Source organism: Phenylobacterium sp. (genome assembly GCF_041913825.1).
Lineage (GTDB): Bacteria > Pseudomonadota > Alphaproteobacteria > Caulobacterales > Caulobacteraceae > Phenylobacterium.
In genome coordinates this window covers 115494-136641 of record NZ_JAYSEO010000013.1, presented here as the reverse complement: position 1 = coordinate 136641, position 21148 = coordinate 115494, and the positions used below count along the sequence as shown (strand labels likewise).

Below are 21148 nucleotides of genomic sequence, written 5' to 3'. Positions count from 1 at the left end.
GGGGGTCCGGAGCCCCCCCCGCAGGCGCAGACCCGCCGCCCGCCGGCCTCCCCCTGGCGGCGGGCGCGGCTCGGACGGGCGGGCCGCGAGGCCCGCCCGTTTCGTCGTCAAAGCGCCTTGGCCATGCGCACCAGCGGCACCTGCACGCCGGACGCCGTCTCGGCGTGGAACGGTTCCACCTCCCGCCAGCCGCAGGCGCGGTAGAGCGGCGCCCCGCCGAGCGTGGCGGCCAGTTCGGCCGAGCCGAACCCCTCCGCGCGGGCCGCGGCCTCGCAAGCCTCGAGGATCCGGCGACCCAGGCCCCGGCGAGCGAAGTCGGGATCCGTGTACATCGCCCGCACGCGCGCCGGTTCGGCGGCTGGATCCAGAAGGGCGGCGTCACGCCCCGCCGTGTGGTCGCCGCCGAACAGGGTGGCCCGCCGGCTCCAGCCGCCGCTGGCCGCCAGGCGTCCGTCCACCTCGATCACGTAGTAGGTCCCGTCGGCGAGGAGCTGGGTGTCGAGGCCCATGACCTCGAACGAGGCGGCCAGCTCCGCCGCGGTGAGGAACGGCTCCAGGAGCCGGCGGATCGATCGATCCATCAGGACACGCAGGGCGGGCGCATCGGTCGGGGTGGCGACGCGGAGCGGCGGGATCGGGTCTGACATCGCCTGCAGGATGACCTTGACCGTGAGGTAAACAAGCTTGGCGCGGTCAACTTGACGCAGGTTTGTGGCGAGCGCCCGCCACATTCCGGCCCGCGCCCGCCGCGAGCTTCGCGCCTGCAACGAGCCGGGGGGCCACCTCCAAGAACCTTGAGAGAGCCGGAGCGCCGTATCGGGCGGCGACTCCTCACATCCGTCCGCCGTCGGGAGCGGGACGGACCACCCATGACAAGGGGATCACGGGAATGAGCAACGGAAACTACGGCGACCTGCTGCGCGCGCTCGGGCAGAACGAGTCGGGCAACAACTACGCCTTCGTGAGCAGCGTCGGCTATCTCGGCCGCTTCCAGTTCGGCGAGGAGGCCCTGCAGGCCGTGGGCTTCTACCGCGGCAACGACGGCACGCCGCAGATCGACTTCATCGGCGGGTGGACGGAGAAGGCGGCGAGCTACGGCGTCTACGACAAGGCCAGCTTCCTGGCGTCCCCCGCGGCGCAGGACGCCGCCCAGCAGGCCTGGTTCGAGAACATCCACTCCGACCTGCAGAAGCTCGACCTCGTGAAGTACGTGGGCCAGTGGGTCGACGGGGGCCAGGTGACCATGTCGGGCCTGATCGCCGGCGCGCACCTCGTCGGCGTCTGGAACCTCAAGGACTACCTGGCCACCAACGGCGGCATGAACATGCGCGATCCGTACGGCACGCCCGTCTCGGAGTACGTTAAGAAGTTCGCGGGCTACGACACCCCCTGGGCCGGCGCCCCTGGGGGCGCGCCGGCGCCCACGCCGGCTCCCGCGCCGGCCCCCGCCCCGGCTTTCGGCGGCGCCAACGACTGGATCAACGGCTCGGAGGGCGGCGACGTCCACCACGCCGGCTCCGGCGACGATACCCTCGTGGGGAACGGTGGCCGCGACTACCTGCGCGGCGACGACGGAAACGACAGCCTCTCCGGCGGCGCCGAGTTCGACGACCTGCACGGGAACGCCGGGAACGACACCGTGTCCGGCGGCTGGGGCGACGACTGGGTCGTCGGCGGCAGGGACAACGACGTCCTGTTCGGGGACGACGGGGCCGACATCGTGCTCGGCAACATGGGGAACGACACCCTTTCCGGCGGCTCGGGCGACGATGTGGTCCGCGGCGGCCAGGGCGACGACTTCGTGCAGGGCGGCGACGGGGCCGACTGGCTGGCCGGCGACCGCGGCGCGGACGTGCTGGTCGGGGGCGGCGGGGCCGACACCTTCCACGTCTTCGCCGAGTCGGACACCGACCGGGTGCTCGACTTCAACTATTGGGAGGGCGACCGGGTGGACGCCGCGGCCGGCTACAGTGTCGCCCAGGTCGGCGGGGATGTGGTGGTGACCGCCGACGGCGGCGGCCAGCTCACCCTCGTGAACGTCCAGCTCTCGTCCCTGGGCGGGGACTGGATCTTCTAGGACGCGCCGCTTCCCCAAGCCGCGCCTGCGGGGTTAGACCAGGGCCATCGGGAGGACCCCCATGGCCACGGCGATCCTGCAGGCGCGGATGAGCTCCAGCCGCCTGCCCGGCAAGGTGATGAAGCCGCTCGCGGGCGGCCCCATGATCGAGCGCCAGATCGAGCGGCTGCGGCGCTGCGAGACCCTGACCCGGTTGGTCGTCGCCACGAGCACGGAGCCTTCGGACGACGCCCTGGCGGCTCACCTCGCAACGATCGGCGTCGAGGTCTTCCGCGGTCCGCTGGAGGATGTGCTGGGGCGGTTCGTCACCTGCGTCCAGGCGCTGAAGGTCGAGGACGACCTGGTCCGGCTGACCGCGGACTGTCCGCTGATCGATCCCGAGGTGGTGGACGCCTGCGTGCGCCTGCGGGCGGACAGCGGCGCCGACTACTGCACCAACGGCCGGGTGCGCACCTATCCCCGTGGGCTGGACGTGGAGGCTTTCACCCTGGAGGCGCTGCTGAGCGCCGGCCGTGAAGCGACCAGCGCCTACGACCGGGAACACGTGACGCCCTACCTCTACGCGCAGGGCTCGCGGTTCACCCAGGCGGCGCTCACCCAGGCGCGCGACGAGAGCGACCTGCGCTGGACGGTGGACACGCCGGACGACTACGCCTTCGTGGCGCGGGTGTATGAGGCGCTCTACCCCGGGAACCCGGCGTTCACCTCCGACGACATCCGTGGCTTGCCGTTCCAGCGGTACGAGCGCGAGGCCTGAGGCCTACTCCACCATGCTCCAGTCGAGCGGCGCGCCGCGCTTCAGCGCGCGGGAGGCCCTGCGGCCCAGGACCTGCGGCAGGTGCTTGGGCGGCAACCCGAAGCCCGGGCGGATCGAGCGGACGTTGTCCGGCGTCAGCGGCTCGCCCGCAGCCACGTCCGCGGTGACGTAGAGCGAGCGGCGGTGGTCGCGGCTCGACGCCTCGCACGCGGCCTCCTCGTACTGCACCGTTCCGAGCGCCTCCCAGGCCGTGCGGCTGTCCTCCACCAGGCGGGCCAGCTCGGCGGGCTCCAGCGAGAAGTCGCTGTCCACCCCGCCCTCGGCCCGGCTCAGGGTGAAGTGCTTCTCGATGAAGCAGGCGCCGAGCGCCACGGCCGCCACCGAGACCGCCACGCCCAGGGTATGGTCCGAGAGGCCGACCACCACGTCGTGCTGCTGGGCCATGTGCTGCAGGGTGCGCAGATGCATCTGCGAGGCCGGCGTCGGGTAACCGCTGGTGCAGTGGAGCAGGATGATCTCGTCGCAGCCGGCGCCCCGCGCCGACGCCACGGCCTCGGCGATCTCCTGCGGCGAGGCCAGGCCCGTGGACATGATCAGCGGCTTGCCGGTGCCGGCGCAGAGCTCGATGAGCGGCAGGTCGATCAGCTCGAAGCTGGCGATCTTGAAGGCCGGCGCGCCCAGCCCGCCCAGGAACGCCACCGCCGTCGGATCGAAGGGCGAGGAGAAGACCGTGATGCCCACCTTGGACGCGTGCTCGAACAGCCGCGGGTGCCAGTCCCAGGGCGTATGGGCCTCCTGGTAGAGCTCGTAGAGCCGCCGGCCGTCCCAGAGCCCGCCTTGGACGCGGAACTCCGGGCCGTCGTGGTCGATGGTGATGGTGTCGGCGGTGTAGGTCTGCAGCTTCACCGCATCCGCACCGGCATCCTTCGCCGCGTCGATCAGCGCGAGCGCGCGGCCGATGTCGCCGTTGTGGTTGCCCGACATCTCGGCGACCACATAGGGCGGGTCTTCCGGACCGATGCGGCGCCCGGCGATGGTGACGGTGCGGGTCATCTCGACAATCCCTGGAGCCTGGCGAGCGCAGCCGGCGCCTCGTTGAAGGTGGGGACATCAGCATCGGGCGGCCAGCGGCCGGGGTCCACTGCGGCGAAACGGCCGGTGCGCACCCGGATCGAGCGGGCGCCGATGGCGCGGGCGGCGGCCATGTCGTGCAGTGGGTTGTCGCCGATCACCACCGCCTCGGCGGGTTCGGCCCCCAGCCGCTTCAGCGCCTCGCGGTAACCGCGCGGATCGGGCTTGGGCGCCTCGTGCTCCCAGCAGAACACCACGGTGTCCACGAGCTCGGCGAGCCCCAACGCCTCGGCCTTGCGGGCCTGCATCAGGTGGAGGCCGTCGGTGACCACCGCCAGGCGCCAGTCCTTCCGCAGTTCGGCCAGGGTGTCGGCGACGCCGGGCCAGAGCGCGATGTCGGGGGCGTGGCTGCGGTAGACGCTCACCAGGTGCTGGACGAGCTCCGGCGTGGGCTCGATCCGGAAGGCCATGAGCGCGCCGTCGAACAGCTTGCCGCGACCCTGGACGTCGAGCCCCTCCACCATGGCGGCGTGCAGCGCCTCGGCGTCGGCGTGGGGGAAGTGCTCGTGGATGGCCCGGGCGACGGCGCGGAAGCCGGACAGCACGTAGGACCGCTCTTCGTAGAGCGTGTCGTCCATGTCGAGCAGCAGGGCGCGGGTCACGGGGCGACCGCCGCCAACTCCGCCGGGGTGACCAGGCGATCCTCCGCGTAGCGCAGCATCATCAGGCCGTGGGCGATCGCCCGGGGCGCGGCGGCCGCGTCCGACTCTCCGGCCAGCATCTGCAGAAGGCGCTCGGGAGACGCCAGGCCGGCGCGGATCGACAGGTTGGAGGCGCCGCCGAAGCGCGGGTTGGCTTCGATGAAGCGCGGTGGCCGGCCGGGTTCGTAGAAGGCCTGGACCACATTGTGACCGACGAGGCCGAAGGCCTCGCAGAGCCTGAGCGCCGGATAGGTGAGCTCCGGGGCGTCGACCACCTGCGACTTCACCGCCTCGCCGGCGCGGACCTGAAGCCGGCGACGCGCCACCGCCTGCAGGGGACGGCCTTCGAGGTCCATCAGCGCGTCGACGGTGTATTCCGGCGCAGTGTCGAGGTCCTGGACCAGCAGGTCGGGATCGCGCGGCAGGTCGGCGGGGTGGTCGATGCGGCGGGCGCCGGCGCCGCCCGCGCCCTGCACCGGCCTCACGAACACCGGGAAGCGCTCCGGCCGCTCTCCGGCGGGGTAGGTACGCGGCGTCTCGAGCCCATGCGCGCGGCACGCCTCCACGAAGCGGCGCTTGTCGCGGCAGGCGGACAGCGCCTCTGGCGAGGCGACCAGCGGAGTCACGCCCTCGGCGGCCAGCCAGGGCCGAAGGCCAGCGAGCACCTCGAGCTCCCCGTCGCGGGTGGGGACCACGAGACCGATCCGGTGGCGGCGGCAGGCCTCGATCAGGGCCGCGCCGAAGCCGGCGTCGTCGCTGCGCGGCAGGAGCACCGCGCCGTCCGCCTCGAAGAGGGCGGCGTTGTCCGGCGTCAGGTCGGCTGCGAACACCGTGCCGCCGCGCGGCTCGGCGGCCTCGCGGAAGGCCCTGACCAGCAGGACCTTGGCCGCGGCGCTGAGGACGAGGACGTTCACGGCCCTAGCGGGCGGCCGGCCGGGCGTAGGCCGTCTGGTTGCGGCCGATGCCGGCCCGGGCGCAGCCGCGCCGGTAGTCGACGACGGCGTCCAGCCCCCGCTGCTTCCACAGCCCCATCTCGAAGGCCACGCGGGTGAAGTGGCAAGCCCGACCCTTGGCCTTCTCGGCCAGGTAGTTGGTCTCGGGATTGAGCAGGAAGACGTCGATGGGGAACTCGCCCAGGTGCTCGGTGACCTCCCACCCGTGCGCGGCCAGCGCCTTGGGGAGGGTATCGGTGTTGAAGTAGTTGAGGTGGTCCGGCGGGGCGAGCCAGAACTCCGGCGCGCCATGGCCGCGCGACACGATCTCGTCCTGCAGCCAGGAGCCGTCGTTGGGCACGGCGATCCGGAGCAGGCCTTCCGGCGCCACGATCGCCCGCAGCCGGTCCAGCAGGCCAACGGGGTCGATGACGTGCTCGAGCACGTTGTTGCAGATGATCAGGTCGTAGGTCTCGCCGGCGGCGATGGCCCGGTCGAGGAGCTGGAAGGCGTCGCCGGTGGTCAGCGCGCCCACGAGGTGCGGGTGGAACTCGCGCACGCCGTCGTCGGTGAAGTCGAGCCCCGTGGCGCGCCAGCCGCGCTTCAGGAAGTAGTCGAGGGTGAAGCCCTCGCCGACGCCCACCTCGAGCAGGCGGCCGGGCGCTCGGCCCCAGACGTGCTCGGCCTCCGCGGGCTGCAGCAGCTTGTGCTCCAGTTCCTCGGCCGTGTAGCCGTAGGCGTAGGGCGTGCGGCCGTCGCGCGAGCCGTAATACTTGTCGCGGTAGTAGGCCGCGAGCTCGTCCGGCGTCGGCCGGGGCTCGAGCTCCAGGTGCCCTTCGGGCTTTTCCACCAAGCGCATCGCCGAGATGTCCATGGCCCGGTTCTCGGGCGATCCGGTAAACGCGGCGCTAACCATGTTCGCCCGCCGGCTTGCCGCGGCGGGCCGCGTGGGCTACGGCTTCGCCCGATGTTCCTCATGGCCCAACAGCCCAAACGCCTGACGGCCGGCCGCCTCGCGGCCGCGGCTCCGGCGTGCGCGGCCGCCGCCATGATGATGATTATTATCACCCCCACCTCGGAAGCGGGGCGAACGCGCGCGAGCTGACACCTCCGGCGGATCGCAAGATCGAAGAACCCCGCTTCCGAAAGGCAGCGGGGTTTTTTGTTGTGCGCGCCGCCGGTCCCAATCTCTGAAAGGACCTGCCAGATGCCCTCCCCCACCCTCCGATCCGAGCTCGATGCGCTGAGACGCGCGGTGCGGGCCTTCGCCGACGGCCTCGCCACCCGCGCGGCTCTGGGCGCCACGGCCCACGTGGAGGCCGTGCTGCACGCCCCGGACGCCGAGCGCGTCTTCCAGTTCGAGGCGGCGCTGAAGTCCGCCTGGCCGAAGGGCGAGGGCCGCCCGCCCCGGCACGAGGTAGTCTGGGCCGCGGCCGCCCAGGCGAACGCCCGGCTGCAGCTCAAGGCCTTCGATGACGACGGCCGCCTGCTGCTTCGCGAGAGCTATGGCCGACTGGCGGAGGGCGCGTGATGGGACCTGCGGCCCGCTGGAGCCTGGTGGTCGACGCCCACCCCGAGCCCGACGCCCTGCTGCGCGTCGTCAACGCCTTCGTGGTGCTCGGCGCGGAGATCGCCGAGGCCGCCATGACCCGCGAGGGCGACGGCTACACCCTGCGCATCGACGCCCATGGCCTGACGACGGAACGGGCCGAGACCCTGCTCCGCCGTATCAAGGCGCTGCCGGTGGTGCGCCGCGCGGGCCTCGGCTGGCGCGCGGCGCAGGCCGAGGCGGCCTAGGTTCGACGTTGACTTATCCCCCGCCTCGGCCGCTCCACCGGCCTCGTCCGCCGGGCGGTGCGCTCCAGCGGACAGCGCGCGGGGACGTCATGGCTGGGCTTACCGTCCAGAACCACACCCGCTCGCGGACACGATGCTGCAGCTCGGGCGAGCGCGCCGCCACCACCTCGCCCGCGCGTCGGCCCTTGGTGTCGGAGGGTTTCACGCCGCTCCCCGACGAAGACCGGCCCGGGGTCTAGCCCCAAGCGGCAGGCTGGAACAGCTCCACGAGGTTCCCCGCCGGATCTTCGACCAGGATCTGTGCGCCGCCGGGCCCGCGGACGATGTCGTTCCGGAAGCGGACGCCACGGCCGCGCAACCGCTCGACCTCCGCCTCCAGATCCGCGAACACGAGCTGCAGGCGGTTCCACCCGCCGGGCTCCGGTTGACGGCCGTCCGGCATCGGGCGCCCCGCCGAGCTGGCGGGGCCGCTCAGCAGCAGCCGAAGCGGCCCGCGCTCGACCGCGGCGAAGGCCGGGGAGGCGTTCGGCAGCCGGCTGAAACCCAGGTGGGCCACGTACCAGTCCGCGGCCGCCGCCACGTCGGAGACCATGTAGCGCACGTTCACCGGGCTCTCGCTCATGGCTCGTTCCTCCTCCTTGCGGGCGCTCAGGGCGCCAGGGTTCGTCGCAGCATCTTCTGCAGGGCGGCGAGGATCGCGGCGCGGTCGCCGCCCTCGGCGACGGCGTCGGCGGCCTCGTGGATAGCGGCGTAGATCAGCCGGGCGGTCGGCTCCGGGTCGACGTCCCCGAACGCCTGCGCCTCCTGGCCCGCCCGGATCACGGCGGTCAGCCGCACCACGGCATTGTCGGCCAGCGGGCGTCGCTCGGCGAAGTCGGAGTGGAACACCGCCTCCCCGATGCCCCGGCGCGAGAGGGTGTGTTCGATGAAGGCGGCCGCCTGGGTGTCGACCAGGGCCGGCCATTCCACCGGTCCGTCCACCTCGGTGGGCAGCGGATAGTTGGTGTCGAACTCCGCCACCAGCCGGTCGCGGATGGTCTCCAGGAGGTCGTCCCAGGTGGGGAAGTAGAGGAAGAAGGTGCCCTTGGCGACGCCGGCCTCCCGGACCACGTCCTCCACCCGGACACGTGAGCCGTGGGCCTGGAGCAGGCGCTCGGCGGCCTGGACGATCTCCAGCTTCCGCGCCTCGGGCGCTAGGCGTCGCCGCACGGGACGCTCCATCTCAGGCTCCTAATGACCTCTGGTCATTAGCTACTGACCGACGGTCAGTGTCAAGCGGCGCCCAGGGCCGACAGCGGGACGGGAATGGGGAGATTGGAGCGGGTGAGGGGAATCGAACCCCTGACATTCAGCTTGGGAAACTGGCCTAAAGCCCGCGATATCAAAGGCCTAGCTCCCAAAGAGGACGAAACCGGCCTAATTGCATCAATGGGTTAGGCGGATTTTCCCAACATCCCCTGAACTCCCAATCTACGCATCGCTGGCTTAGGCGCGCCTTGGAACAGCGGGACGCTGTACGGCTATTGCGTCCCGTGGAAATCAAGCCCTCAAGGTTCAGCGAACAGGGGTACCGCGACAACTCGCCACGGTTGAGCTTCAATGGGCTGTTCACCATCTGTCCGTCAGCGCCCGGAGGAAACATGGCGAAGACGGTGGAAGCCGCGTTCAACGAACTCATTAGCGGCATCAAGACAACAGCGACGGAAGCCGAGGCGGCGAAGAGCCATCGGCGAAGTCTGAGCGCACGCCTCACCGACACGTTCGGCATGACGGGGTTTTTCCGGAGCGGTTCATTTGGATCAGGGACGAACGTCGCCTGGTACAGCGACGTGGATTATTTCGCGATCATTCCCGACGAGAACCTCGACGACAACTCGGCCGTAACGCTCGGCCAAGTCGCGGCCGACCTTCGGCTGCGCTATCCCACCACTGAGGGCATCCGCGTCGACAGCCCTGGCGTGGCCGTTCCGTTCGGATTGGACGGTGCGGAGCACACCGAGATCATCCCTGTTCAGCACGTCGGCTACACGAAGCTCGGCTATCGCGAGTTCCGCATGCCGGACGGTGCTGGCGGTTGGATGTTCAGCGCCCCGGAGTCCCACAACGCGTTTGTGAGCGAGATTGACGACGGCTTAAATTGTGAGCTCAAGCCGCTCATCAGGTTGATCAAGGCCTGGAAGTACTACCGGTCCGTCCCGATCAAGTCGTTCTACCTCGAGCTCAGCACCGCAGAATACGGACGCGGCGAGACGTACATTCACTATCCCAGCGACGTCGCGCGTATGCTGGCGCGCCTGAAGGCGCGCGCCCTGTCCGATCTGCTCGATCCGAGGTTCCCGAACGATGGGAACTTCATCAAGGCCGCGAACACGGAATTGCAACGTCAGGACGCCATCACGAAGCTTGAACGCGCTGCGACGTGGGCGAGCCAGGCCGTCGAGTTCGGCCGCGAGGGCAAGGTCCGGGCCGCGTTCGAGCGTTGGGACCTCGTCTTCAACGGTATGTTCCCCGCTTACACCGGACTGACGTGGGTTTGATGGCGCGCATCCCGAAGAAGATCGCGGACGTCAGCGACCTACTAGTCGGTTATCAGAAGGCCGAATACGCGCGCTCCGGCAGCATGCGAACGCGCGCCATGTGCGCTCAGGTGGCGCTCGCCATCGTGTCGGCGATAACCGCCTTCCCCTTGCCAGACGTCGTGAGCACTCTGCTCGCGGTCGTCGCGACCTTGGTCGCGCTTGCACTCGGATGGGCCACCTGGGAAGGGCGAAAGTCGCGGTCATGCGCGGAGCGCCTTCGACGGACCATCTTGCTCTTAAACGGGCTTGGGGCGCCGCTTTCGGAGAGCGAGCTGCGCGACATCACAAGCGTTTGCAGCGCAACCCGAAGTGAAGCCGACGCGCTTCGCGATCCGGCCTACTTCAAGAGCAAAGCGCCTCTTGGTGCCCGGCGCCTAGCCGAAAACCTCGCCGAAAGCGCTTTCTGGACTCGAACCCTAGCGGGGTACGCGAGCAAGGACGCTTGGGCACTCTTCGTGGGCGGCGTCACGTTCGGTCTTGTCGTGCTCGCCGCCACGCTCATCATCCAGCCCACCATCGCAACGCTCGGACTTCGCGTCGTTACCGTCCTCCTGGTGCTCTTGCTCTCAGCGGACTTCTGCGGCGTAGCCCGCGCTTACGCGTCGGCGGCGTCTGAGATCGAGGTCATAGCCGAGCGCTTGAACGCGGAACTGCGCCGCGAACCTGATCTGCTGGCCGTGGTTAGAATTCTCACGGATTACAACGCGGCCGTCGAAGGCATGCCGCAGTTCTCGGCCAAGCTCTACGACCGCCATCGTGATGAATTGAACCAACTCCACGGCATGTGGCTGACCGGCCGCCAGCCCTAAACGCGCCCAAGCTGCCTTATGCGAACGTCCAGCTACTCGTCCGCGTCCGCAAGGAAGATGGCCAGGTAGTCGCGGAGCTGCCGCTTCCCAAACGCCGACAGGTGAGCCGGGAAGCGGATGACGACGTCACCGTCCTTCGTTGGAAATACAGCGTCTCGCGTGCCGTAGGTCGCAGCGTTCGAAACCGTTTCGGGCCGATCGCCGCCTGCCGCGAGCTTTTCTAGGTCGTCCACGGTGAGCGGCGGGGCAGCCTTACCCGCGTCATTGAGGGCCTGAACCAGTCGGCGCTTTGTTTCCGGCTGGAAGATCCCCCGCACGAGGCCGCGCTCAAACATCGCCCAGTACTGGCTGGTGCAGTTCAGCGCCACGGACGCTTGCTCCTGCGTGAGGCCGAGCTGGGTTCTCAGCACCTTGAGAGCGGCGCCCAAGGCGCGAGACTCTGGGGTCGTCCGTGGTTGCCGGCTTAGGGAGCCTTGATCAGTTCCCACGGCGCGACGTCCAGAGCGTCTGCCAACCGCGCGAGTACGAGCAGGCTGGGGTTTCGCCTGCCCCGCTCGATGCCACCGACGTAGGTGAGGTCGAGTTTCGCCTCAAACGCGAGCTGCTCCTGCGTGAGCCCCCGCTCCTGTCGAAGCCGGCGCACATTCCTCCCCACGATCGCCGGCCAATCCATGCCAGGGATGGGGAACAGACAGGACTATAGTCTCTAGGGAATATAGTCCCTATTCCGCAATGTCGGCCCCTCCCCTGCCCTTGGAAGACCTGTTGCGGAGCGTCCTGTCGGCTCTCCGAGAGGAAGAGCACGTCGTCCGGTCGGTAACGATCAGCCTCGACGGGACGATTGAGATACAGCTCGATCGTTCCGCGCCAGGACAAGGGCCTGACGAATTGCAGCGCTGGCGGCTCCAGAAGCGACGACGGCATGGCTCGCAAGAACGCCCTTAGCGTTGGCTCACCCAAGAAAGCTGTCGTTCTTTCAGACGATTCCGTGGCTTACGCACCAAACATCGGCCGAGTTGGGCGGCGGTTTCAGCGGCCAAATTCCCAATAAGTCTTTGTTTTTGCAAGCGTTTTTGGAGCGGGTGAGGGGAATCGAACCCCTGACATTCAGCTTGGGAAGCTGACGTTCTACCTCTGAACTACACCCGCGCGCGCCGGCCACGGCCGGAGGCGCATGTTCCTACCGGGGATGCGGCCGGGACTCAAGCCGCCCGCGGTCGCGGGGCGGCTCAGCCGGCGGCGGCCACGACCGGGGCCATGCCGGCGGGGGACAGGATCTCGATCCAGTAGCCGTCGGGGTCCATGATGAAGGCGATGCCCTTCATGACCCCGTCCTGCGGACGCTTCTTGAACGGCACGCCCATCTGCTCGAAGCGGGCGCACGCGGCGTCCACGTCCGGGACGCTGATCCCCAGGTGGCCGAAGCCGCGCGGCTCGGCGTTGCCGTCGTGGTAGCCCTTGAACTCCGGGTCGCTCTCGGCGCCCCAGTTGTGGGTCAGCTCCAGGGTCGTCTCGCGGGCGAAGATGAAGCGGGCGCGCTCGGCCGGGTCCTCGGGCACGGACTCGCCGGGCTGCAGATAGGCCAGGAAGTAGAGCGAGAACTTCATCGGCGGGAAGTCGAGCTTCTGCAGCAGGGTCATGCCCAGGACGTCGCGGTAGAAGGCGACGGAGGCCTGCGGGTCCCGCACCCGCAGCATGGTCTGGTTCAGGGTGAAGCCGGCGGTGGCCGGGTCGCGCTCGCTCATGGGATCCTCGCAGGCTGGCGCCCGGAGCTAGTCCCCGGGGGCATTTCCCGCAAGGCCGGAGCGGCCTAGGGTCCGCGCCATGTCCGAACCCATGACCTATGCGCGGTACCTGGCGCTCGACGAGCTGCTGGCCGCCCAGAAGCCGCTGTCCGACCGCCACGACGAGCTGCTGTTCATCGTCATCCACCAGACGAAGGAGCTGTGGCTGAAGGAGATCATCCACGAGGTGAAGCTGGCCAAGGGGCTGGTGGCGGCCGGCGACCTCGAGCCCGCCTACAAGGCGCTGGCCCGGGTTTCGCGGATCCAGACGATCATGACCCTCTCCTGGGACGTACTCGCGACCATGACCCCCGCGGACTACCTCAGCTTCCGCGAGAGCCTGGGAACCAGCTCGGGCTTCCAGTCGCACCAGTTCCGCGAGCTCGAATACCTGCTGGGGCTGAAGGATGAGAGCTTCCTGCGCTTCCACGCCGAGCGCCCGGCGGCGCTCGCCGACCTGAAGGCCGCCCTGGAGGGGCCGAGCCTCTACGACCTCGCCATCGCCCAGCTCGCGGCGCACGGCCTGGCGCTGCCCGCCGAGGTGCTGGGCCGCGACGTGGCCAAGCCCTACGCGGCCACGCAGGCGGTGGAGGACGCCTGGCTCGCCGTCTACCGCGACACCAAGCGCTGGTGGGAGCTCTATCAGCTCGCCGAGAAGTTGGTGGACCTGGACGACGCCCTGCTCACCTGGCGCTACAAGCACGTCCTGACCGTCGAGCGGATCATCGGCGGCCGGCCAGGCACCGGCGGGACGGACGGGGTCGGCTATCTTGGAAGGACGCTCGCGCGGCGGGCGTTTCCCGAGCTGTGGAGCCTCCGGACCCGGCTCTGACGCGCCCTACTCCCGCGTCACCACGATGCCGCGCCTGGCGAGCTGGGCCTGGACGCTGTCCGGGCCCACAAGGTGGCCGGCGCCGACGGCGACGAAGCTGACGCCGGAGCCCTTCAGCTTGGCCTCGAGCTGGCGGGCCCAGTCCTGGTTCCGGCCGACCACCACCACCTCGTACATGTGCGGATAGTCGCGGCGGGTCTCCTCGACGAACTCCTTCTCGAGGCCGGCCATGTCGCCCGCGGCCCAGGCGGCGACCATCCGGTCGAGCTGCGCCGGGCCGTCGGCCACGTCGTCGAGGGTGGCGCGCAGGAGGTCGACCTCCACGTCGGGCGCCATGTCGGCGAAGAAGCGGATCTGCTGCTCCAGCGTCTCCACCGCGCCGATCGGCTTGCCGGTGGCCTTGGCCTCGGCGGTGAGGATGGTCTCGACGCCGCTCTTCGGGTCGTAGCCGGCCTGGATCATCGGAGCGATGGAGAGCGTCAGCGCCGCGAGCCAGGGGCGCATGGGCTCCAGAGCCCCCTCCGGCAGGCCGATGGATTTCGCGGCCTGGGCCAGCCGGGCGCGATCGGCTTCCGGGAGCTTCCCCGACAGCGGGTTGGCCGGGTCGACGCCGTAGCGGGCGATCAGCGGCTGGGCGGCGGCGGGATCGTCGGCGCCGATGACCTCGATCACGAGCTCGCGGCTTTCACCGAGCGCCTTGGCGACCTTGGCCGAGCGCCACTCGGTCCCGGGCTTAAGCACGTGGACCGTGCCGAACAGGTAGATGGTGGAGTCCTGGTCGCGGATGGCCCACAGGGCGGGCTCCGCCGCGGCCGGCGCGGCGGCGGCGAGCGCGAGCGCGGCGGCGACGGCCGCGAGCCGGCCCATGGCGCGGATGAACGGCGACAGCATGGCAAGTCCTTGTCCTGTGCGGCCGCTCAGGCGGCCTCGTCCTCGAAGATGGCCTCGATCGTCAGGCCGAAGACCCGGGCGATCTTGAAGGCGAGCGGCAGGCTGGGGTCGTACTTGCCGGTCTCGATGGCATTGACGCTCTGACGCGAGACCTGGAGACGCTCGGCAAGTTCGCCCTGGCTCCAGTTGCGCTCCGCCCGGAGCACCTTGAGGCGGTTCTTCATGGCCGCGGCTCCTAGCGCTTGGAGATCCACCAGCCCACCCAGACCACCAGGTAGCCGACGATCTGGGCCGCGATGACCAGCATGGCGCCGAGGCCCACGAAGGCCTCAGGGGTGGTCTTGCCGCCCAGGCCCTGGGTGATTACCCCGCCGCCGGCGCGCTCCAGCAGGATCAGGGCGACGAAGCCGATGAGCATCCCGAACGAGGCGCCCCAGTACCAGGCGGTCTTGTGGGCGTCGCGCGCCACCTCGTCGAGCATCCGCCACCAGAGGATGGAGCCGCCGAGCGCCAGGACCAGCGGCAGGGAGAACCACAGCAGGAGCTGCAACGGCTCGCCGGGCTGTACGAAGTGGCGCGTGCCAAAGCCGACCACGGCCCCGGCGAAGATCGCCAGCACCGGGACCAGGCTGCGGCGAAAGCTGGAGGAGAGGGTCATGGCGGGTCCTTGTGGGGTCAGCGCAGGCTGGCGGCACTCGGCAGCAGCCGCGAGGAGGCGGAGACCAGGGCGCGGGGCGCTTCCGTGGCGACGACCAGGGACGGGGGCCGCAGCAGCAGGGCCGCGCCGGCCGCGGCGTAGGCGGCGAGCACCCCCACGGCGAGGGCCGACACGATCGTCCAGGCGGTGAGGCGGCGCGGCCGCATGGCAAGCTCCCTTGTCCCAAAGACAAGGAAACACGACACCGAGGGCCTGTCAAGCGAACATGACAGATTGTCAGGTATGCTTTCTACTGCACCCGCTCGACGGTGAAGCCGCGGTTGGCGAGCAGGGCGGGCAGGCCATGCTCGCCCACCATGTGCAGGGCGCCGACGTTGACGAGGTCGACCCCTGCCCCGCCCATCTCGGCCGCGAGCTGTTCGGCCCAGGCCAGGTTCCGGCGTTGCAGCAGGGCCTCGTAGAGGGCGGGGTTGCCGGCGCGCAGCCCACCGACCAGGGCCGGCCCGAGCCGGGCCATGTCGCCGGCGGCCCAGGCCTGCTCCAGATCGCCCGCGCCGCGGCGAAGCGACAGGCGCGGCCCGGCGGCGCGCTGGCGGATCACGTCGGTGAGGTACTGCACCTCCGCCGGCTCCGAGAGGCCGGCGAACAGGCGGGCCTGATCCTCGAGGGTTTCGAAGGCGCGCACCGACTTGGCGGCGCCTCGGGCGGCGCGGGTGACGGTCATGTCGGCGCCGGCCTCCACCCGCGCCCCCCGCTCGAGCATCGGCTGCATGGAGAGCATCAGCGCCGCCGCCCAAGGCCGCAGGTGGTCGATGCGGGCGAGGTCCACATGGCGAGCGAGGGCCTGCAGGTCAGCGGCGGGCAGCTTGCGGCTGAGCGGACGCTCGGGGTCCACGCCGTAGCGGTCGAGGATCCGCGCGACCGCGCGCGGATCGGCGGTGTCCAAGTCGGCCTCGAACCACACGGTGGAGGCGCGGGCGAGCGCGGCGTCATAGGCCGGCGTGCGCCAGCGGGTCGCCGGATCAAGCGCGTGCAGGGTGCCGAAAAGATAGATCTCGGAGTCTGCGTCGCGGACGACCCAAAGCGCCGGCGCCGCCGCCGCGCCTCCGGCCAGACCCAGCCCCAGGAACCACGCGGCCGCCGCCAGGGCGACCCTGCGAAACACGCCCACTCTACCGCCCCCTCAGGGACCGGTGGCGGGCTCTTCGCCTACTCGCCCCAGACCCTGAAGTGTTTGGATAGTTTGAGGCCCTGACGCTGGTAATGCGACCCGAGGTCGCCGTAGAGGCGCGTGGGCCGCTCGGTCAGCGGTTCGTACACCAGGCGGGCGACCGTCTGCCCATCCTCCAGGATGAAGGGCGTCTCGTGGCTGCGCACCTCGAGCACGCCGCGGCTGCCCTTGCCGTGCGCTTCGTCGGTGCCGAAGCCGGGATCGAAGAAGCCGGCGTAGTGGACGCGGAACTCGCCCACCGACGGGTCGATAGGGGTCATCTCGGCGGCCTCGAGCACCGGGATCTCGACGGCCTCCTTGGACGCCAGGATGTAGAACTCGCCGGGATCGAGCAGAAGCTGGCCGTTCTGCGGGATCAGCGGCTCCCAGTAGAGTCGCGGGTCGTGGCCGTCGACGTGGTCAAGATCGACCACCGGCGCGTGGCGGCGGCCGCGGAAGCCGGCGATCTCGCCGGTGAGGTCGACGCCGACGCTTTCGGTCCGCAGCCGCGGCGGCTCGCCGGTCTTGAGGCGAAGCTGATTGAGCCGCGTGCCCCGGCGCACGAGAACCGAGAAGGTCTGCGGCGCGATCTCGATGTAGGTCGGCCCCTGGTAGCCCTCCGCCACGTCGTCGAAGGCCGGCCCGCCGTCCGACAGCAGGCGCACGAACACGTCCACCCGGCCCGTAGAGCTCTTGGGATTGGCGCGGGCCGAGACGCCCGGCGGCAGGGCCAGGCCCTCCTGCAGCTCGGCGATATAGACGCAGCCCTTCTCCAGCACCGCGCCCTTGGTGAGATCGAGCTCGTGCATGGCCACGTCGGCGATGCGCTGGGCCACCGTCTGGCCACGTCGGGGCAGGAACGAGGCGCGGACGCGCCAGCAGCGGGCGCCCAGCCGCAGGTCCAGGCTGGCCGGCTGCACCTGGTCGGCGTCGAAGCGGTCTTCGGAGGTGATGGCGCCCTGGGCGATCAGGGCGTCGATGGACTGGCAGGGCAGGATGCCCGGGCGGAGGATTTCGCTCATGGGCGGCGAAGCCTTAGCGGAGACGCGGAGTCTTGCAAGGTGCAAGCTCCGCTAAGCGGGCCTTCAGGAGAGGTTGCTTGACGCACGACGCGCTTCGCCGTTGATGCGGCTCCTCTGCCGAAGGAGGGCGTCATGGCTGAAGATCCGCGCGACTGGGAGATCGAGACCCGGGCCGTCCGCGGGGGCATGGCGCGCACGCCGTACGGCGAGATCTCCGAAGCGCTCTTCCTCACCCAGAGCTTCGCCTACGACAGCGCCGAGGCGGCCGACCGTCGGTTCTCGGGCGACGATCCGGGCTTCATCTACCAGCGCTTCGGCAACCCCACGACGCAGATCTTCGAGGACCGGCTGGCGCTTCTCGAGGGCGCCGAGGTCTGCCGGGCCACCGCCTCGGGCATGAGCGCGGTGCACATGGCGCTGATGGGCCTGTTGCGGGCCGGCGACCACCTGGTCGCGGGGCGCGCCCTGTTCGGCTCGTGCCGCTGGATCATCTCGGAGTGGCTGCCCCGGTTCGGCGTCGAGGCCACCTATGTAGACGCCACGGACCTGGACGCGTGGAAGAACGCGGTCAGGCCCAACACCAAGGCCTTCCTGGTGGAGAGCCCGGCCAACCCGCTGCTGGAGGTCACCGCGATCGGCGCGGTCGCCGAGATCGCGCACGCGGCGGGCGCCAAGCTGATCGTCGACAACGTGTTCGCCACGCCGGTCTTCCAGAAGCCGCTGGCGCTGGGCGCGGACGTGGTCGTCTATTCCGCCACCAAGCACATCGACGGACAGGGCCGGGTGCTGGGCGGGGCGATCCTCGGCTCGGCCGAGCTGATGACCGAGGCCTACAAGGACATGCTGCGCCACACGGGGCCGGCGCTGTCGCCGTTCAACGCCTGGGTGCTGCTGAAGGGCCTTGAGACTCTCGAGCTTCGAGTTCAGCGCCAGAGCGACAACGCCGCCCGCGTCGCTGACGCCATCGCCGCCCACAGCAAGGCGCGGAAGGTGATGTACTGCGGCCGCCCGGATCACCCGCAGGCGGCGATCATCGCCAACCAGATGACCGGCGGCGGCAATGTGCTGGCTTTCGACCTGGGGACCCAAGCCGCGGCCTGGCGCTTCCTGAACGCCCTGGAGATCGTCGACATCTCCAACAACCTGGGCGACGCCAAGTCCATGGCCACGCACCCGGCGACCACGACGCACCGCTCCGTCCCGGAGGAGGAACGCCGCCAGATCGGGCTCACCGAGGGCTGGGTGCGGATGAGCGTCGGCCTGGAAGGCGCGAACGACCTCGTGCGCGACGTCTCGCGGGCGCTGGACGCGGCGTAGCGAACGGCCCCTCCCCCCGAGGAAGGAGGGGGCGACCGGCTTACGCCGCCGCTTCTTCCAGCTTCTGCGGCTCGACGGCGTAGACGCGGCTGCAGTACTCGCAGGTGACGTGGATCAGGCCGTCCGGCTCGACCATGTCCTCGCGGTCGGCGGCCGGGAACGACCTGAGCACCGTCTCGATACGGTCCTGCGAGCAGCGGCAGAAGGCGCGCAGCGGCTTCGAGCCGAACACCCGCACGCCGTCCTCGTGGAAGAGGCGGAACAGCAGGTGGTTCGACGACAGCAGGCTGTCGATGAGTTCGTCCTCGCCGATCGTCTCGAACAGCGCCTGGGTGCGGGTCCAGGCCTCCTCGGTGGAGCCGCGGGCGTCGTCCTCGGCGATGTTCTGGATCAGCACGCCGCCGGCCCGCCACTTCAGCCCTTCGCCGTCATCGGCCTGGCCGACCGCCAGCCGCACGCGGGTGGGCGTCTGTTCGGACTGGGCGAAATACTGTTCTGCGCACAGCGCCAGGGTCTCGCCCTCGATGGCGGTCACGCCCTGATAGCGGTCCATGTCCGGGCCTTGGTCCACGGTCATCAGGAAGATGCCATCGCCCAGCAGCGAGCGCGCGCCGGGCCTGGCGAAGCCGCCCGAGGCCTCGGCGACCTCGTCGGCGTCGTAGCGGCAGTAGCCGCGCAGGCCGCCGGACGTATCGTAGTCGGCGACCACGTAGCGCACCGCGCCGGAGCCGCGGGCCTCGACGATCAGCCGGCCGTCGAACTTGAGGTTGGAGCCGACGAGGGCGGCGAGCGCGCAGCATTCACCGAGCAGGTTGGCCACCGGCTCGGGGTAGTCGTGGGCGCGCAGGATCTCGTCGATGGACGCGCCCAGGCGCGCCACGCGGCCGCGCACCGGCTCACCTTCGATCTGGAAGGCGCCGACCAGGTCGTCAGGGATCTGGGAAGTAAGCATCGGCCCCATATAGGGAACGGTTGTCGCAAGTCGAGCGTCGCCCGCCCGATGGGCTGCGGCGAGAGGGCGGATGGCCGCAGGCCTAGGGGGCGATCCGCGTCGAGCGGAGATCGCGCACCCGCGGTCCCCAGAAGCTGAGCGCCTCGATCCGGCCGTCAGGGCTGCGGACGATCCGGAGCACGTCGGGGCCGCCAATCCGGAAGGCGTCCGGGAAGAGCGGGGTCAGCGCCTGGGCCGCGCCGGGCCGGTCGTCGGCCTGCAGGTACAGTCGCCCGTCCCGCACGGTCAGCACATGGACGGCGTCGGCCTCGGCGCTGGCGTAGCGGCCCGCGACGGCGGCGAGTTCGCTCTCCGAGGGGGTCCAGGCCGCCACCTTGCGGAAGCGCTGCGTCTCGCCCTGCTGCGTCCGGCGCTCGAGCGTCCCGTCGGGACCGAAGGCGTAGGTCTCGCCGCCGCTGCGGAACTGGTCCGGGCCGGCGAACATCAGGGTCGAACCGCCGTGGACGCGGAGCCCCTCGGGCACCGCCGAGAGGGTCAGCACGAGCCCGGTGCGGTCGTCGAGGTAGACGCCCGGTCGGCCGGACACGGCTTCGGCAGGTGTCGGCGGCGCCGCCGCAGATGTTGCAGGCATCGGCGGCGCGAGAAACTGGTCCACCACCCGATGGCCGAGCTCGCCGCTGTTGGCGTCGGCGGCGTTGCACAGCAGGGCGACCGAGAGGCCTTGTTCCGGGTATCGTGCGAGCCAGGTCCGGTAGCCGGCGGTCGCGCCGCCGTGGGCGACCTCCAGCGCGCTGTAGTGCCGGTCCACGAACACGCCGCGGGCGTAGGGGATCACGCGGCCGTCGTTCAGCCGCGAGGGGCGCTGCAGCTCGGCGGTGACCAGCGGCCCGAGTCTCCCCTGGGTGAGGGCCTCGTTCCACACGAGGAGATCGGCCACCGTGGTCAGCAGCGCGCCGTGGCCGTAGGTGTCCTCGAACGGCATGTCCTGTTCCCAGGCCCGACCGGTCCAGCGGTAGGCGATCGCCCGGTCGCGGACGATGCGGCGGAAGTCGTCGCGCCACTGCGTCCTGACCATCCCCAGGGGGCGGAACAGCCGGTCGCGGCTGAACTCGGCCAGTGACTGCCCGCTGACCCGGGCCACCACCACCGCGGCCAGGGTGTAGCCGCTGTTGGTGTAGGAGTACTCCTCGCCAGGGGCGTAGTTCAGTCGCGGCTGGCGAGCGATGATCTGAAGGGCGTCGGCGTTGGTGTAGACGCGCGAGGTGCGCGGCCAGCCGCCGATCTGCGCCACCTCGCCCCAGTCCCGCAGCCCGCTGGTGTGGTTCAGCAGGTGCTCCAGGGTGATCTTGGCCCCGTAGTCCGGCAGCTCGGGGACGTAGGCGCGGACGTCGTCGGCGAGCGCCACCTTGCCGTCCTGTACGAGGGTGAGCAGGGCCGCAGCGGTGAATTGCTTGGCCACCGAGCCGCTCTCGAAGACGGTCTGGGGCGTGTTGCGCACCCCGTGCTCGAGGTCCGCCGACCCCCAGGCGCCGGTGAACACGGCCTTGCCGCCTTGCGCCACGCCGAGCGCACAGCCGGGGGCGTCGGCCCGGTTCCAGAGCTTGAAGACCGGATCGATCCGGCTTCCAAGCGCGGACTCGTTCCGGACGGCCGGGCCCGGGACGGTTTGGGCCTGGGCGGGCGCAGCGGCGAGCGCCAGGACGCCGGCGAGCAGCAAGGTCTTCATCACGGACAACTCCCCCAACGGGCCCAGGCTAAG

Annotated in this window: 26 protein-coding genes and 1 tRNA gene; 8 read left to right on the top strand and 19 right to left on the bottom strand. The window is 70.3% G+C overall.

Annotated elements, in window-relative coordinates:
* Positions 1-107 precede the first annotated feature (107 nt).
* Entirely contained in the window at positions 108-647 is a 540-nt protein-coding gene (locus ACE3Q8_RS13235) for a GNAT family N-acetyltransferase (RefSeq protein WP_374470741.1), read from the bottom strand.
* Between the two features lie 242 nt (positions 648-889).
* Here ACE3Q8_RS13235 and ACE3Q8_RS13230 point away from each other — a divergent pair, with 242 nt between their 5' ends.
* Both ACE3Q8_RS13230 and ACE3Q8_RS13225 read left to right on the top strand, forming a co-directional pair.
* A complete protein-coding gene (locus ACE3Q8_RS13230; protein ID WP_374470740.1) occupies positions 890-2077 on the top strand; it encodes a calcium-binding protein in 1188 nt (395 codons plus the stop codon).
* A gap of 61 nt (positions 2078-2138) precedes the next feature.
* Entirely contained in the window at positions 2139-2834 is a 696-nt protein-coding gene (locus tag ACE3Q8_RS13225; protein WP_374470739.1) for a cytidylyltransferase domain-containing protein, read from the top strand.
* 3 nt (positions 2835-2837) lie between these two features.
* Here the strand turns inward: ACE3Q8_RS13225 and pseI are convergent, their stop codons facing one another.
* The 4 genes from pseI to ACE3Q8_RS13205 are packed head-to-tail and all read right to left on the bottom strand — an operon-like array spanning position 2838 to position 6412.
* Positions 2838-3887: a pseudaminic acid synthase gene (gene pseI / locus ACE3Q8_RS13220; protein WP_374470738.1), complete on the bottom strand. Its 1050-nt coding sequence runs from the start codon at positions 3885-3887 to the stop codon at positions 2838-2840.
* A complete protein-coding gene (locus ACE3Q8_RS13215; protein WP_374470737.1) occupies positions 3884-4567 on the bottom strand; it encodes an HAD family hydrolase in 684 nt (227 codons plus the stop codon). Before ACE3Q8_RS13215 ends, pseI begins: the two co-directional genes overlap by 4 nt.
* Positions 4564-5520, bottom strand: a complete 957-nt coding sequence (locus ACE3Q8_RS13210; protein ID WP_374470736.1) for an ATP-grasp domain-containing protein — start codon at positions 5518-5520, stop codon at positions 4564-4566. The genes ACE3Q8_RS13215 and ACE3Q8_RS13210 overlap by 4 nt, the downstream gene beginning before the upstream one ends.
* A gap of 4 nt (positions 5521-5524) precedes the next feature.
* The gene (locus ACE3Q8_RS13205) at positions 5525-6412 is read right to left on the bottom strand and encodes a class I SAM-dependent methyltransferase (RefSeq protein WP_374470735.1); all 888 of its coding nucleotides are present in this window, start codon (positions 6410-6412) and stop codon (positions 5525-5527) included.
* A 333-nt stretch (positions 6413-6745) separates the two neighbouring features.
* Here ACE3Q8_RS13205 and ACE3Q8_RS13200 point away from each other — a divergent pair, with 333 nt between their 5' ends.
* Positions 6746-7069, top strand: a complete 324-nt coding sequence (locus ACE3Q8_RS13200) for a hypothetical protein (RefSeq protein ID WP_374470734.1) — start codon at positions 6746-6748, stop codon at positions 7067-7069.
* Positions 7069-7335, top strand: a complete 267-nt coding sequence (locus ACE3Q8_RS13195) for a hypothetical protein (protein ID WP_374470733.1) — start codon at positions 7069-7071, stop codon at positions 7333-7335. The genes ACE3Q8_RS13200 and ACE3Q8_RS13195 overlap by 1 nt, the downstream gene beginning before the upstream one ends.
* Positions 7336-7570: 235 nt before the next feature.
* On the opposite strand, the gene ACE3Q8_RS13190 is transcribed toward ACE3Q8_RS13195, so the two are convergent.
* Positions 7571-7957, bottom strand: a complete 387-nt coding sequence (locus ACE3Q8_RS13190; protein WP_374470732.1) for a VOC family protein — start codon at positions 7955-7957, stop codon at positions 7571-7573.
* A gap of 26 nt (positions 7958-7983) precedes the next feature.
* Positions 7984-8556, bottom strand: a complete 573-nt coding sequence (locus tag ACE3Q8_RS13185; protein ID WP_374470731.1) for a TetR/AcrR family transcriptional regulator — start codon at positions 8554-8556, stop codon at positions 7984-7986.
* Between the two features lie 419 nt (positions 8557-8975).
* On the opposite strand from ACE3Q8_RS13185, the gene ACE3Q8_RS13180 reads away from it, so the two are divergent.
* A complete protein-coding gene (locus ACE3Q8_RS13180) occupies positions 8976-9872 on the top strand; it encodes a hypothetical protein (RefSeq protein WP_374470730.1) in 897 nt (298 codons plus the stop codon).
* Positions 9872-10723, top strand: coding sequence for a hypothetical protein (locus tag ACE3Q8_RS13175; RefSeq protein ID WP_374470729.1), 852 nt, complete (start codon positions 9872-9874; stop codon positions 10721-10723). Before ACE3Q8_RS13180 ends, ACE3Q8_RS13175 begins: the two co-directional genes overlap by 1 nt.
* A gap of 32 nt (positions 10724-10755) precedes the next feature.
* Here the strand turns inward: ACE3Q8_RS13175 and ACE3Q8_RS13170 are convergent, their stop codons facing one another.
* From ACE3Q8_RS13170 to gloA, 4 genes are all read right to left on the bottom strand, one after another.
* Positions 10756-11151, bottom strand: coding sequence for a helix-turn-helix transcriptional regulator (locus ACE3Q8_RS13170; RefSeq protein WP_374470728.1), 396 nt, complete (start codon positions 11149-11151; stop codon positions 10756-10758).
* Between the two features lie 35 nt (positions 11152-11186).
* Entirely contained in the window at positions 11187-11396 is a 210-nt protein-coding gene (locus ACE3Q8_RS13165; RefSeq protein WP_374470727.1) for a helix-turn-helix domain-containing protein, read from the bottom strand.
* 401 nt (positions 11397-11797) lie between these two features.
* Positions 11798-11872: transfer RNA gene (locus tag ACE3Q8_RS13160), tRNA-Gly, on the bottom strand.
* An 80-nt stretch (positions 11873-11952) separates the two neighbouring features.
* On the bottom strand, positions 11953-12468 hold the full coding sequence (gene gloA, locus ACE3Q8_RS13155; protein WP_374470726.1) for a lactoylglutathione lyase: 516 nt from the start codon (positions 12466-12468) through the stop codon (positions 11953-11955).
* Between the two features lie 79 nt (positions 12469-12547).
* Here gloA and ACE3Q8_RS13150 point away from each other — a divergent pair, with 79 nt between their 5' ends.
* Complete coding sequence (locus ACE3Q8_RS13150; RefSeq protein WP_374470725.1) at positions 12548-13339, top strand: tryptophan 2,3-dioxygenase; 792 nt, start codon at positions 12548-12550, stop codon at positions 13337-13339.
* 6 nt (positions 13340-13345) lie between these two features.
* On the opposite strand, the gene ACE3Q8_RS13145 is transcribed toward ACE3Q8_RS13150, so the two are convergent.
* The 6 genes from ACE3Q8_RS13145 to ACE3Q8_RS13120 form a co-directional block, all read right to left on the bottom strand.
* On the bottom strand, positions 13346-14230 hold the full coding sequence (locus ACE3Q8_RS13145) for a TraB/GumN family protein (RefSeq protein ID WP_374470724.1): 885 nt from the start codon (positions 14228-14230) through the stop codon (positions 13346-13348).
* Positions 14231-14256: 26 nt separating this feature from the next.
* Positions 14257-14454: a helix-turn-helix transcriptional regulator gene (locus ACE3Q8_RS13140; RefSeq protein WP_374470723.1), complete on the bottom strand. Its 198-nt coding sequence runs from the start codon at positions 14452-14454 to the stop codon at positions 14257-14259.
* 11 nt (positions 14455-14465) lie between these two features.
* Positions 14466-14888: a hypothetical protein gene (locus tag ACE3Q8_RS13135; protein WP_374470722.1), complete on the bottom strand. Its 423-nt coding sequence runs from the start codon at positions 14886-14888 to the stop codon at positions 14466-14468.
* A gap of 17 nt (positions 14889-14905) precedes the next feature.
* Positions 14906-15094 carry a hypothetical protein gene (locus ACE3Q8_RS13130; RefSeq protein ID WP_374470721.1) on the bottom strand — a complete coding sequence of 63 codons (189 nt, stop codon included), beginning with the start codon at positions 15092-15094 and terminating at the stop codon, positions 14906-14908.
* Positions 15095-15177: 83 nt separating this feature from the next.
* Positions 15178-16053 carry a TraB/GumN family protein gene (locus tag ACE3Q8_RS13125; protein WP_374470720.1) on the bottom strand — a complete coding sequence of 292 codons (876 nt, stop codon included), beginning with the start codon at positions 16051-16053 and terminating at the stop codon, positions 15178-15180.
* Positions 16054-16097: 44 nt separating this feature from the next.
* A complete protein-coding gene (locus tag ACE3Q8_RS13120) occupies positions 16098-17120 on the bottom strand; it encodes a 2'-deoxycytidine 5'-triphosphate deaminase (protein WP_374470719.1) in 1023 nt (340 codons plus the stop codon).
* Between the two features lie 132 nt (positions 17121-17252).
* Here ACE3Q8_RS13120 and metZ point away from each other — a divergent pair, with 132 nt between their 5' ends.
* On the top strand, positions 17253-18437 hold the full coding sequence (gene metZ / locus ACE3Q8_RS13115; protein WP_374470718.1) for an O-succinylhomoserine sulfhydrylase: 1185 nt from the start codon (positions 17253-17255) through the stop codon (positions 18435-18437).
* A 40-nt stretch (positions 18438-18477) separates the two neighbouring features.
* Here the strand turns inward: metZ and ACE3Q8_RS13110 are convergent, their stop codons facing one another.
* The gene (locus ACE3Q8_RS13110; protein WP_374470717.1) at positions 18478-19398 is read right to left on the bottom strand and encodes an Hsp33 family molecular chaperone; all 921 of its coding nucleotides are present in this window, start codon (positions 19396-19398) and stop codon (positions 18478-18480) included.
* Positions 19399-19471: 73 nt separating this feature from the next.
* A complete protein-coding gene (locus ACE3Q8_RS13105) occupies positions 19472-21115 on the bottom strand; it encodes a serine hydrolase domain-containing protein (RefSeq protein WP_374470716.1) in 1644 nt (547 codons plus the stop codon).
* Between the last annotated feature and the right edge of the window lie 33 nt (positions 21116-21148).

What these genes read in the sequence shown, in the direction of transcription:
- ACE3Q8_RS13110 (WP_374470717.1), bottom strand. Translation starts at nt 19,398, where the DNA reads ATGGGGCCGATGCTTACTTCCCAGATCCCTGACGACCTGGTCGGCGCC.
- ACE3Q8_RS13205 (WP_374470735.1), bottom strand. Translation starts at nt 6,412, where the DNA reads ATGGACATCTCGGCGATGCGCTTGGTGGAAAAGCCCGAAGGGCACCTG.
- ACE3Q8_RS13190 (WP_374470732.1), bottom strand. Translation starts at nt 7,957, where the DNA reads ATGAGCGAGAGCCCGGTGAACGTGCGCTACATGGTCTCCGACGTGGCG.
- ACE3Q8_RS13150 (WP_374470725.1), top strand. Translation starts at nt 12,548, where the DNA reads ATGTCCGAACCCATGACCTATGCGCGGTACCTGGCGCTCGACGAGCTG.
- ACE3Q8_RS13175 (WP_374470729.1), top strand. Translation starts at nt 9,872, where the DNA reads ATGGCGCGCATCCCGAAGAAGATCGCGGACGTCAGCGACCTACTAGTC.
- ACE3Q8_RS13235 (WP_374470741.1), bottom strand. Translation starts at nt 647, where the DNA reads ATGTCAGACCCGATCCCGCCGCTCCGCGTCGCCACCCCGACCGATGCG.
- ACE3Q8_RS13195 (WP_374470733.1), top strand. Translation starts at nt 7,069, where the DNA reads ATGGGACCTGCGGCCCGCTGGAGCCTGGTGGTCGACGCCCACCCCGAG.
- ACE3Q8_RS13140 (WP_374470723.1), bottom strand. Translation starts at nt 14,454, where the DNA reads ATGAAGAACCGCCTCAAGGTGCTCCGGGCGGAGCGCAACTGGAGCCAG.
- ACE3Q8_RS13130 (WP_374470721.1), bottom strand. Translation starts at nt 15,094, where the DNA reads ATGCGGCCGCGCCGCCTCACCGCCTGGACGATCGTGTCGGCCCTCGCC.
- ACE3Q8_RS13230 (WP_374470740.1), top strand. Translation starts at nt 890, where the DNA reads ATGAGCAACGGAAACTACGGCGACCTGCTGCGCGCGCTCGGGCAGAAC.
- ACE3Q8_RS13165 (WP_374470727.1), bottom strand. Translation starts at nt 11,396, where the DNA reads ATGGATTGGCCGGCGATCGTGGGGAGGAATGTGCGCCGGCTTCGACAG.
- ACE3Q8_RS13120 (WP_374470719.1), bottom strand. Translation starts at nt 17,120, where the DNA reads ATGAGCGAAATCCTCCGCCCGGGCATCCTGCCCTGCCAGTCCATCGAC.
- ACE3Q8_RS13145 (WP_374470724.1), bottom strand. Translation starts at nt 14,230, where the DNA reads ATGCTGTCGCCGTTCATCCGCGCCATGGGCCGGCTCGCGGCCGTCGCC.
- ACE3Q8_RS13185 (WP_374470731.1), bottom strand. Translation starts at nt 8,556, where the DNA reads ATGGAGCGTCCCGTGCGGCGACGCCTAGCGCCCGAGGCGCGGAAGCTG.
- ACE3Q8_RS13180 (WP_374470730.1), top strand. Translation starts at nt 8,976, where the DNA reads ATGGCGAAGACGGTGGAAGCCGCGTTCAACGAACTCATTAGCGGCATC.
- gloA (WP_374470726.1), bottom strand. Translation starts at nt 12,468, where the DNA reads ATGAGCGAGCGCGACCCGGCCACCGCCGGCTTCACCCTGAACCAGACC.
- pseI (WP_374470738.1), bottom strand. Translation starts at nt 3,887, where the DNA reads ATGACCCGCACCGTCACCATCGCCGGGCGCCGCATCGGTCCGGAAGAC.
- ACE3Q8_RS13225 (WP_374470739.1), top strand. Translation starts at nt 2,139, where the DNA reads ATGGCCACGGCGATCCTGCAGGCGCGGATGAGCTCCAGCCGCCTGCCC.
- ACE3Q8_RS13200 (WP_374470734.1), top strand. Translation starts at nt 6,746, where the DNA reads ATGCCCTCCCCCACCCTCCGATCCGAGCTCGATGCGCTGAGACGCGCG.
- ACE3Q8_RS13135 (WP_374470722.1), bottom strand. Translation starts at nt 14,888, where the DNA reads ATGACCCTCTCCTCCAGCTTTCGCCGCAGCCTGGTCCCGGTGCTGGCG.
- ACE3Q8_RS13105 (WP_374470716.1), bottom strand. Translation starts at nt 21,115, where the DNA reads ATGAAGACCTTGCTGCTCGCCGGCGTCCTGGCGCTCGCCGCTGCGCCC.
- metZ (WP_374470718.1), top strand. Translation starts at nt 17,253, where the DNA reads ATGGCTGAAGATCCGCGCGACTGGGAGATCGAGACCCGGGCCGTCCGC.